Raw genomic sequence first — 10,987 nt, forward strand, 5'->3', positions numbered from 1 at the left:
AGAACCCATCGGGGTTCAAAACGGATCAGACTAAATAAAAAGTGTTAAAGACAGGTGCGGCCTTTTGGTAGTTATGCATAAAAATAATAAATACTATCTAAAATAAGTATTTCACATTCTTTGCAGGAAGTCCTAAAATTTTTTCATCCCTCCCCTATGGAGTTGAAAATGAAAACAATCAGATTATTGGTCACCCTGCTTGGTATTCTTATTTTTGGTAATAGTATGGCTGCAGAAATCTACTTGGAATGTGACGGAAAAGAATATTCTGTCAGCTTAAATGACAGTCAAGAAGCTAAAGAATTTTTAAAACAGCTTCCCCAAGAATTGAAGTTTGAGGATTACGGCGCTTTTGAGAGGATAGCGTACTTAACAAAAAAACTAACTCCGGCTGGCGCAGCAAATGGTTTTACTCCATTGACCGGAGATTTGACTTACTACGCTCCTTGGGGGAACCTCGCCGTATTTATCAAAGATTTTTGCCCCTCTACCGGTCTCTATTCTTTGGGAACCTTATCTCCGGAAGCTTTGAAAGCCATAAAGGAATCGGGAAGCAGAAAGGTAAGATTTTTTTTAAAGGATTAATCCTAATGTTGAACCATGAAATAAACGGAAAAAGCTTTGACATGGAAAGAGCTCTGTGCAAGTTGGAAGACACGGCTCTGAGAAACTGTATTTTTGCCGGACCGACCGATGGAGAGTCTCCGCTTAAACATCCTCAAAACATTTTGGTTGAGAACTGTTCCTTCTCCTTGAGATATCCGCTCTGGCATGCTGATCGATTTGAGCTATGGAAGTGCAGTCTTGATGAGAGGGCAAGAGCTGGCCTTTGGTACTGTTTTAACGGCAAAATTTTAGATTCTGTTTTAGGAGGCATCAAAGCTCTTCGCGACTGCCAGAACATTCTCTTAGAGCGTTGCCTTATCAACTCTCCTGAGTTTGGCTGGAAGTGCAGAGGAATTACAGTAAACGATTCGACTTTGGAAGCCGAGTATGTGTTCTTGGATACTCAAGATTTGTACTTGAAGAATGTGAAGCAGAAAGGCAAATATTCCTTCCAATACTGCCGGGATATCGTTATTGAAGACTCTGTTTTAGATACCAAAGACGCCTTCTGGCATAGCGAAAACGTCACGGTAAGAAACTCCGTAGTTAAAGGCGAATACCTCGGTTGGTTTTCTACTAATCTGGTTTTGGAAAACTGTGAAATAGAAGGAACTCAGCCGCTGTGCTTTGCAAAGGATCTTATTCTTAAGAATTGCACGATGAAAAACACCGATCTTGCATTTGAAGAATCATCGGTACGTGCTGAAATCCGTGGCTCGGTTCTTTCCGTTAAGAATCCGCTGTCAGGTTCGATTCTTGCCGATGATTACGGAGAAATCATTGAAGAAGAGCCCGGCCGTGCGTCAATTCTAAAGAGAAAAGAATAACTCTGAAGTTAATAATTACTTCTTCCTGTTCAATCTCAAAGAGGCACAGAAAGAAGTCTTCCGGCTGACGGAGTCAGCAAGCGGTTGCGTAAATTCACATTCATCTCATTTGTAAGACGAAGGATGTGAATTTGGCTTAAATCAAAAGTCGTTTTTAGACGGAGCTGCTGGCCTACGTTAACTCTTCCAAATAAAGACATTAGGCATTTGCCTGATGATGGAGAACTTTTACCTTTTTTCTGAGTAACTCAAGTCAAAGAGAAAATTATGTTGAAGCGAAGACAAGTGATAGGAACGGTTTTTTCAGCGGCGGCTCTAAGCATTCTTCCAGTGTCCGCACAAAACGTCCGCAAAGGAATAATCGTTGTGTACTCGAGAACCGGAAATACTTTCGGTCTAGCTCAAAGAATCCACGAAAAGACAGGATATCCGATAATCCGTTTAGAGCTCGTTAAACCATACGCTGAAAACTACAATGACATGACCTATTTGGCAAGAGATGAGATTCGTTCGGATGCACGAAGAGAAATTGCTACAAAAATTCCGGACCTGAGCGGCTATACAGACATCTACGTCGGCGGTCCATACTGGTGGGGCGGCTTAGATGTTCCAATGAGAACTTTTCTCAAAGATCATCCGTTAGATGGCAAACGAATTCATCCTTTCATCACTTCCGGCAGTTCAAGTCCGAGAGGCGCCATAGAAGATATCAGAAGGCTCTGCCCAAAGGCAACAATCGAGCCGCATTTCTACAGCTCGAGTTCTGAAGTTTCCTCAGCCTTGAACAAGCTGGATAAATGGATTGAAGAGTCTCTCAAAGGTTAAATAACATCCTGAGCTCAAGAATTCCACAACTGGAGTTAGCTTAATTTCTCAATGGCAAATCTAAGCAGCTCTGGTGCGGTTCTTAAAGAATAATCCAGCTCAAGTCTTTCGGTCATCTTATGAGCATCTTTGCCGGAAGGGCCTAAATTAGCAATTGGAATGCTTAGCTCCGTTAACTCTTGAATGGGAATCCAAAAAGTTTCGCCCCATCCCGGAAGATTATCCGCAATGAATTCTAAGTCTTTGGGAGTTCCTTCATATCCAAGATAGGACAAATCAGTGATGCCTCCGAATACCTCTATGAAAGTGCTGTCGGAATCGGCCGCCAAATGATTACTCTTGGCAATCACTTCAAGAAGGAGGTCTTTGATTCTACTTTCTTTTTCATTCCTTCTCTTATTAATTCTCGGCGGATAATAGGGCGGAAGAAAACCAACTACAATTTGAGGCTCACTTGAATGACTCAAAGAGATAATCGCTTCAGTGATTCGGATGGCTTGTTCCCGTTCATCGAAAGAATCTTGTCTCGATGACAGTTCTTTCTTTAACGTCCGATCGAAGGTTTCGTTGTCTTTAAACTGAGCCCTAACTTTATTCAGAAGTTCGGAATAGCTGAGAACTTTTATCTTCGGAAGGGGGCTCGATGTTCCTCCTCTTCGAATAAAAGTTTCTTCGGATGTCTTTAAAGTTTCTAAAGTTGAACTTGCGGCATCTTGGGCAAGCCCCACGCAGAAGGATAAGATTTCTTGAGGAGTTTTTTCTATAGTTAGAAGATTGAAATAGCAAACGGTTCTTTCAGGGAGCGTGACTGAATAACCGTTTCTTCTAATTTCGAAGCCCAGACAGGTAGGAGGAGAAAGAAGCCAACTACCTTGTCCTTCAAGGAAGGCCGGATTCGCTTCCATCTTCGTCACGATTTCTGAAGCTAAGAGAACCGAGTTGAGGCCTTGAAAGTAATCGTTGACGTGCGCTGCCTTCCCGACGCAGTAAAAGAAAGGCATGATTTTTCCCGTTGTGCCGGTGTAATAGGGACGGAATGATTGGCCCGATGCATTGGGAGTGGTCCGGAAACAAGGTTCTCCGGTAAAAGCGGCGAGGACATCCAGTTTCTTTTCTTTGATAAAGGAATTTAGTTTGCGGATAGTGCCTCGCATGCCGGCACTACTGTTCTCTTCATCAGGTACGGCTAGAAACAAGAGATTGACTCCGCAGCCGGATTCTGCATATTCTTTGATCATGGCCAGAAAGAGAGCAAGTCCTCCCTTCATATCCATGACGCCGCGTCCAAAAAGCCAATTCCCAGAATGTAAATCTTTTTTAGCTTCCGGATTAAGCGAACGCTCTCGTAGGAGCTCTGTATACAAGTCCGGTTCAAATGCCTGAGATTTGAGCTCTCCGCAAACATCGGTAGCGACGACATCAAAGTGTCCGGTAAGCAAAATCGTACGCCTCTGAGATTGCGGAGAAGAAAGAAAACCGAGAACAGCTTTTCGATTCCAAGGATCTTTTTCGCAAGGAATTAGTTTTGCTTCTATTGTCTGCGGAGAGGCCGGTTTAATAGACGAGAGATAGTTAAAAGTAAACTCTGCGCATTCATTTTCCTTTTCTGCGTCAGTCGAAACGGAAGCAATTGCACAGAGCTGTTTAGTCAGGAGAAGTATTTCTTCCTTTAAAGCTAATTTGTTGTCCACTTTTTCCTCCTCAGATTTTTCTGATTTTAAGGAAAAAAGCGGACTCAGCTATGAGGAAATTGATTTATTTAAGCCAGACCTTTTTACCTTTAACAGTATTGTTTGCAACCATGACGGCGAGGAATCCGACAACAATACCCGACATCGTCAAACCAATCGTGATAGCACTCCAATAGCCTCTGGCGCCAAGCGGTGCGGCGGTTAATGTATCGGTAAACGTCAAAAGACTTCCTAATCCTAAGCCGATGCCCCAAAGCAATACTCCGTATAGAACCATTGGAGCAACCGTGATGCGATACCCTCTCATGGCAAAAGACCCAATGCAGTTAATGGCGTCAAAGACGTGATAGAACGCGGCAAAAGGAATCAAGAGTGCTGAGATGGCAATGACAGAGGTATTGTCTGTATAGAGTTCTACAAAGAAATATTTGAAGAAATATAGAATCAATGAAACGACAATCGCACAGCAGATGCCGAATTTTAGACAATTAAACGTAGCTCTCCGTGCAGACTCCGCGCTTCCTGCTCCAAGACTCTGTGAGACCAAAACAGAAGCGGTTACGCCGATGGAGAGCGGAAGCATATAGAAAAGAGAAGTTAAATTAGCAACAATCTGGTGACCCGAAACTGTAACCTCTCCTAAACGGGAAATAAAAATTGTCATGAACGTGAATGACGTCACTTCAAAGAATGCCGACAGACCGATAGGAATGCCGAGCTTAAGCTGAGCCGCCATGATCTTCCAATTCGGCAATGAGAACGTTTCCGATCTCATGCGGACATAGAAACTGTCGAAATGCCAAATCCCCCAGAATAATAAGAGGGTGAGCCAAGAAGTAAGGGCAGAGGAGACTGCACATCCGGCGCCTCCTAATGCAGGGATCGGTCCCCAACCGTACATGAAAAGGGCATTAAAGGGAGCTTTTAACGCCAGCATTAGCAGGGAAATCCACATAGCAATCTTCGGACGTGACACTGCAGCATTCAACGCCAAGTAAGCACGTCCAGCCATGGCTCCGGGAAGTCCAATCGCGTTGATAATGAGGTATAGGGAAGCAATCTTTGCCGTTTCGCCTTGTGCATTGGTCAAACTCATCCATAACGGCGTATACGTCATAACTAAAACGCCGATGATGGACAGAAAAACGGCAATCCAAAGAGTCTGGTGGAGTTCGGGGCCGATTTTTTCGTGTTTGCCGGCACCTAAATGGTGAGCTGCAATTGGTGACAAGCCTTGCATAATTCCCACTAAACCGACAAAGATTGAGATAGAAACGGCAATACCAATGGCAACACCGGCAAGATCCGTAGGACCTAAGTGACCGGCCATCAAAGTATCGATGGTGCTTCCACCGACAATTGCTAAATTGGAAACCCAAATAGGCGCGGAAAGCTTGATAATGGACCAATACGAAGTCGATGGCGGCGTTAATCGTGTCGGTGTAACGGACATAAAACTTAAATCAGTATCTAGAAAGGAAAACGTTTGAGAAGCTGATATCGCTCGTCGGAACGGGGACGGCCCGGAACGTTGGTAAGAACTTCCCATTTATCGGTTACGGCACCGGCGGGAGAGCCGCCGAAATCGATTGTCTTTAGTGCGAAAGTGCACTGCTGACCTGGTTTTCCAAACGGAAGATTGGCCAAAGCGTAGAACGCGGCACGATCCGAACTGGATAGGTTAATGGCTTCAATGCAGTCGCCCGGTTTGCTGTTGGCATCAAAAGTTGTCTTGATGGCGGCAACCGTGTATTCCATGGTTCTTGCGCCGTTGAAAATCGGCAGGAAAAGTGAACAAACTACAATAGCAGAGGCTGTCAAACCGCAGGCAGAAAGCCAAGTTCCTCTCCATGCAACCACCGGATGCTTAAATAGTCTCCAGCCGACGACAGCAAGCCAGAAAAGAGTAGCGGCAGCTGCGATTGCTAACAGCAGATACGATGTTCCCGGGGTAACGGCAGGAGCAAGTCGGCGCAAAGAATAAGCCATCTTAGCAAAGTAGCCTGTCGTCCAAGCAAAGTAGTAAATCCAAACGACAATGAGGCCGATGGTAAAGACAATGCCGGAGAACAAATCCAAAATGTTTTCTTTGCTCTTTTTAACGCTGATAATCCCGAAACCTGCTAACACGGCAAGCGATGGAACCAAACAGTACATCGTGGTTCTCGGTTCCAGCCCGGTAAAGAGGATGGAGAACAAAGAAATCGAAAGAAAGCTAAGTGGAACGGAGATTGGTGCACACTTAAGGCTGCCTCTCCATGCGAATACTGCCCAAATGGCAAACGGCCAAGCCGGGAATGTTATCCATGCCATATTCTTTAACAGCCATGGATATTGAGTAATAGATAGAAGAGAAAACTCTTTCGTGCTGGAATGGAGCCAGTTGGTAAACCAGACGGAGGCTTGGTCCGGTACAAAAATGAATACAAATGCAGGCCAAATACAAGTAACGATAAGAGCCGTCACGAAAGTAGTGAGAACGCGTTTTGAGCGGCTGGTATAGTCCGGGGTAAAGATGTAGGCTACCCAAGTCGCAAATGCAAGCCAGATGCTGGCTCCGATAGTCGTTGTTAGGGCGCCGAGGCCGATGCCCAGGCCTGCTAAAAGAGAGCCTCTCTTAAGATCTTCAAGGCTGAGAACAATACCGAAGAAACAAATAGACGCTACAGCCAGAAGGGTAGTTGTCGGAGAAATTTCATGAAAAGGCTCTAACAAGCCGTAAGTACCGATTGTGATCAACAGAGTAATATCCGCCACGACACGACCGTAGTCTTTTCTGGCGGCTTCGCCTCCGAAGGCAAAACTGACGGGTTGAGCTTCGTCTCTCCGGGCTAAAAGATATGTGGAATACCAGATGCAGGCGGTAATAATGGCAAACCAAAGGCCGGAGGTTAGATGAAAAGCACGAACCGGACCGATAATTTGACCAAAAGTTAAGATGCACAATGAACTGACCCAAGAAGTGAGAGGGCCGGTGTCATAAATATACTGGCCTGTGATGTTCGGGATAAGCCAGTCGGACAGGCTGCCGTTGACCATCGTCCAGGCAATGCCGAAACTAGTGAGATTTTTACTCCCTAACAGCTGAGGCGATAAGAGGAAGGGAGCGATGAAACAGATTAAGAGTGCTAGTAAAGCATACCGAGGCAGTTTATGTGCCGCGGCAGCGCTCACAACAGCTGGAGAAGAGCGTTCACTGAGCATATGACTCGAATCTCACAAGTTAAGAATATATAAATTACTAACTATATATAAAAAATAAGGCAGCCGTAGCTACCTTATCGGAACTTTCCGCCGCTAAATTACTTCTTAGCTTTGGCTGCCTTAGCCTGCTCAGCAGAAGCGTTGAGAGCGGCATTCTTAGCAGCAAATTTCTGACGGAATTTTTCTACACGGCCGGCTTCGACGATACGTGTCTGAGCACCGGTGTAGAAAGGATGAGACTCGCTGGATGTATCGAGCTTGACCTGAGGATATGTAACACCATCGATTTCGATTGTTTCACGGGCATCAGCTGTGGAGCGGATGATGAAAGTCTTGCCGATGGACATGTCTGTGAAGGCAACTTCACGATACTGCGGATGAATATTGGTTTTCATTGTTAACCTTAAATAAATCGGTCGCCACTCGCCTTACGAAACCGCTGACCATTGCCAGTCTTACGCTAGGTATGCCAGAACGTGCCTAAAATGAATAAAAACAAACGCGAATTATCTCTCTTTCCTGGAAAAAAGGCAAGTTTAAAAACAGAGTTTCGCAGAGAAAAATCAAATTGATAAGAAAAATTGAAGCGGCTGTCGGGGCCGAATTCCTTTGGTCCTCTGCAGAATTTGTTCCAAAATAAAAAGCTGGAACACATCAGTTCCAGCCTTTGGTATTCAATTAACCTCGTCTGCCCATCATTTCAAAGAATTCGGCATTGTTCTTAGTTGGTTTCATACGGTCAACCAAGAATTCCATAGCCTGGATTTCATCCATTTCGTAAAGAATCTTACGAAGGATCCAAGTTTTCTGCAGAACTGATGGTTCAAGAAGAAGTTCTTCACGGCGTGTACCGCTCTTACGGACGTTAATAGCCGGATAAACACGTTTTTCGGAAAGGTTGCGGTCAAGATGGATTTCCATGTTGCCGGTACCTTTAAATTCTTCATAGATAACATCATCCATTCTGCTGCCGGTTTCGTTAAGAGCCGTAGCAATAATGGTGAGGGAACCGCCTTCTTCTAATTTACGGGCGGCGCCGAGAATGCGTTTCGGTCTTTGAAGAGCATTGGCATCCACGCCGCCGGTTAAAACCTTGCCGGAAGTTGGGACAACGGTGTTGTAGGCGCGGGCCAAACGTGTAATGGAGTCGAGAAGAATGACAACGTCTTTTTTGCTTTCTGCCAAGCGTTTGGCTTTTTCGATAACCATCTCGGCCACTTGAACGTGACGGGTTGCGGGCTCATCGAAAGTGGACGCAATAACTTCGCCCTTAACTGAACGTTCCATTTCCGTAACTTCTTCCGGACGTTCATCAATCAGAAGAACCATTAGAACAACATCCGGATAGTTGGCGGTAATAGCATGTGCGATGTGCTGCATCAAGACTGTTTTACCGCTCTTCGGAGAAGCCACTAAAAGAGCGCGCTGGCCTTTACCGATCGGCGCAATGATGTCGATGATTCTGCCGGTGAGATTTTCTTCGCTTCTAATATCTCTTTCAAGTTTCAGAGGCTCATCAGGGAATAACGGAGTCAAGTTCTCGAAAAGAATTCTATGCTTGAGCTCTTCCGGAGGAAGACCGTTTACTTTATCGACTTTAACTAACGCAAAGTAGCGTTCTCCGTCTTTTGGCGTTCTGACTTCACCTTCAACTGTGTCGCCTGTATGCAGATTGAAGCGGCGTATTTGAGAAGGGGAGATGTAAATGTCGTCAGGACTGGCGAGATAGGAAGAAACCGGAGAACGTAAAAAACCGAAGCCGTCCGGTAAAACTTCTAAGGTACCGTCACCAAAAATTTGTTCACCAGCCTTTGCTCTTTTTTTCAAGATTGCAAACATTAATTCTTGTTTGCGAAGACGGCTGGCATTTTCAACATCTAATTCCAAAGCAATGTCTAATAGCTCGGAAACGTGTTTCTGCTTGAGTTCTGAAAGATGCATTATCTGAAACGAAATCCACAGATAGATTTCGAGGTGTTGTTAAAAGGAAGGGAGTGTTGCGGCTTAATAGAGAACTTAAGCCGCAGGCAGGATTTTATACGAATTGTTTTAAGAAAGCGGCAAATTGAGCAGAATTCATCATGCCGGCTTGCTGGGCGAGGAGCTGGCCGTCTTTATAAACGGCAAGAGTAGGAATACCACGTACTCCGAGTTGCTGAGCAACGCTTTGGGATTCGTCAACATTGTATTTAACGATCTTGACGTGTTCCGGCAGAGTTTCTGCTGCTTTTTCAAGAACTGGTCCTAACATACCGCATGGACCGCACCACGGAGCCCAAAAATCAACTACTACAACGCCTTTTGCATTCAAAACTTGGTCAACGTAGCTGGCGTCATCAACACTTTGTAAGCCCATAATTTATTTCCTTTTTTAAAAAAACTAAATAGGGTCAGCGAAGCCTGGTTGTCCTCGGAGAGATAGGGTAATCCTAACACTGATATCAACCGACCCGTTTCCTGACTCCCCAACATGGGAGGCAGAGTGTTCTGCATAAATTAGCATACTTAGAAATACTACACGGTTCGTTTTTGTTTTTATTTATTAACGAAGTTGAAGAAATTAATCGCATTCTGTGCTCAGCGACCTGTCAGCTGATTCGTTCTTTTTCGGCTATAGAAAAAAATACTGACGAATAGAACGGCGGAAGCAAAACCTAGAACGCTGGCGGGGATGGCACATGTTATTGAGGAGTCTGAAACTTTGATAGCTTCTCCTCCCAGCCAAGCACCGATAGCGTTAGCGCTGTTATAAGCGACTTGACCAAGGGCGGCGATAATAATCTTCGCATCTTTAGTGCCTTGAATGATCAGAGCCTGCATCGGACCGGCCAAAAAGTAGTACCCGAATGCGGCTAATGCAAGGAAGAAGACGGCGGTGTACTTGTTTGCGGAAAAGAAGAGGGCGCATAAAGTTGCGATAACGATGAGAGTCTGCCCGAACGCTACTAGGGCTTCATCGCGGAACCGTTTGGTTAAAGGGGCAGAAGCCAGATTACCGAAGAACATGGCGCCCCCGGCAACAATCATCACTAATGTCATTTCTTCAGCAGGCAGGTGCGTAATGGTCTCCATAATTGGATCGGCATAAGAGTAATAAGCATAAAAACCGCCGCTGCCAAGCGCTACACCTCCCAAAATGATCCATGGCCACGGATGCTTGAGAGGTTCGATTTCTCGGGTGAGAGGCTGCTTTTTTACCGGGAGAGACGGAAGCCAAAAACAAAGGGCAACTATGAGAACGGCTGCAAGCGAAGCTATCCCTATAAAAATAAAGCGCCAGGAAAAAGCAAAGCCTACCCAGGCGCCCAAAGGAACTCCTAAAAAGTTTGCCGAAGTCTGCCCGAGGACCATCAAGGTAACATCTCGAGACGCTTTTCCCGGTTCGGCTAATCTTTCACAAGCAACGGCTCCTAGAGCAAAGAAAATCCCGTGAGGCATTCCGGAGACGAAGCGTGCTCCGAGCATCTCAATATCACTTTGCGCAAAGCTGGCGCCGAGATTTCCGCAAAGAATAAGACAGGCTGCGATTAATAAATTTATTTTTATATTAGCGTCCCGTCCGAAGAGCAGGAGGCCGATAATTCCGCCGCAGACGCCTGCAGCATAGGCCGAAACGTACAAACCGGCCTGAGGAATCGTCACATGAAGATCCCGGGCGATATCTGCAAGTACGGGAACAATTCCAAGCTCTGCCGCGCCGAGACAAAAGGTTCCGATAGCAAGTGCAGCGATGTGTTTATCAAAGGCCATCTCGATAATTTGTAAATAATTTTTCTTCCGATGTACTGTATCGGTCCTCGTCGAAGGTGTGGAAGAGAATAATGTGAAGCAATA

The 10,987-nt window shown here is 45.3% G+C and carries 11 protein-coding genes; 3 read left to right on the top strand and 8 right to left on the bottom strand.

Annotation, left to right across the window (positions count from 1 at the left end):
* Positions 1 to 168: 168 nt before the first annotated feature.
* Both RDK53_RS11730 and RDK53_RS11735 read left to right on the top strand, forming a co-directional pair.
* Complete coding sequence (locus RDK53_RS11730; protein WP_308515094.1) at positions 169 to 585, top strand: cyclophilin-like fold protein; 417 nt, start codon at positions 169 to 171, stop codon at positions 583 to 585.
* A gap of 5 nt (positions 586 to 590) precedes the next feature.
* Positions 591 to 1,433 (top strand): DUF3737 family protein, encoded by an 843-nt coding sequence (locus RDK53_RS11735; RefSeq protein WP_308515096.1) that lies wholly within the window; start codon positions 591 to 593, stop codon positions 1,431 to 1,433.
* A 35-nt stretch (positions 1,434 to 1,468) separates the two neighbouring features.
* Here the strand turns inward: RDK53_RS11735 and RDK53_RS11740 are convergent, their stop codons facing one another.
* A complete protein-coding gene (locus RDK53_RS11740) occupies positions 1,469 to 1,633 on the bottom strand; it encodes a hypothetical protein (protein ID WP_308515098.1) in 165 nt (54 codons plus the stop codon).
* Positions 1,634 to 1,700: 67 nt separating this feature from the next.
* On the opposite strand from RDK53_RS11740, the gene RDK53_RS11745 reads away from it, so the two are divergent.
* The gene (locus tag RDK53_RS11745; RefSeq protein WP_308515100.1) at positions 1,701 to 2,258 is read left to right on the top strand and encodes a flavodoxin; all 558 of its coding nucleotides are present in this window, start codon (positions 1,701 to 1,703) and stop codon (positions 2,256 to 2,258) included.
* Between the two features lie 35 nt (positions 2,259 to 2,293).
* Here RDK53_RS11745 and RDK53_RS11750 read toward each other — a convergent pair whose 3' ends face one another.
* The 7 genes from RDK53_RS11750 to RDK53_RS11780 form a co-directional block, all read right to left on the bottom strand.
* The gene (locus RDK53_RS11750; RefSeq protein WP_308515102.1) at positions 2,294 to 3,949 is read right to left on the bottom strand and encodes a M20/M25/M40 family metallo-hydrolase; all 1,656 of its coding nucleotides are present in this window, start codon (positions 3,947 to 3,949) and stop codon (positions 2,294 to 2,296) included.
* A 64-nt stretch (positions 3,950 to 4,013) separates the two neighbouring features.
* Entirely contained in the window at positions 4,014 to 5,402 is a 1,389-nt protein-coding gene (locus RDK53_RS11755; RefSeq protein ID WP_308515104.1) for an MATE family efflux transporter, read from the bottom strand.
* A 17-nt stretch (positions 5,403 to 5,419) separates the two neighbouring features.
* Positions 5,420 to 7,153 (bottom strand): hypothetical protein, encoded by a 1,734-nt coding sequence (locus RDK53_RS11760; RefSeq protein WP_308515106.1) that lies wholly within the window; start codon positions 7,151 to 7,153, stop codon positions 5,420 to 5,422.
* A 98-nt stretch (positions 7,154 to 7,251) separates the two neighbouring features.
* Positions 7,252 to 7,548: a type B 50S ribosomal protein L31 gene (locus RDK53_RS11765; protein WP_066593479.1), complete on the bottom strand. Its 297-nt coding sequence runs from the start codon at positions 7,546 to 7,548 to the stop codon at positions 7,252 to 7,254.
* A 283-nt stretch (positions 7,549 to 7,831) separates the two neighbouring features.
* Positions 7,832 to 9,094 carry a transcription termination factor Rho gene (gene rho / locus RDK53_RS11770; RefSeq protein WP_066593477.1) on the bottom strand — a complete coding sequence of 421 codons (1,263 nt, stop codon included), beginning with the start codon at positions 9,092 to 9,094 and terminating at the stop codon, positions 7,832 to 7,834.
* Positions 9,095 to 9,188: 94 nt separating this feature from the next.
* On the bottom strand, positions 9,189 to 9,509 hold the full coding sequence (trxA, locus tag RDK53_RS11775; RefSeq protein ID WP_308515109.1) for a thioredoxin: 321 nt from the start codon (positions 9,507 to 9,509) through the stop codon (positions 9,189 to 9,191).
* A 221-nt stretch (positions 9,510 to 9,730) separates the two neighbouring features.
* Positions 9,731 to 10,987: MFS transporter (locus RDK53_RS11780; RefSeq protein ID WP_308515111.1), on the bottom strand; the 1,257-nt coding region annotated here is incomplete at its 5' end.

This window comes from uncultured Turicimonas sp. (assembly GCF_902477955.1).
Classification (GTDB): Bacteria; Pseudomonadota; Gammaproteobacteria; order Burkholderiales; family Burkholderiaceae_F; genus Turicimonas.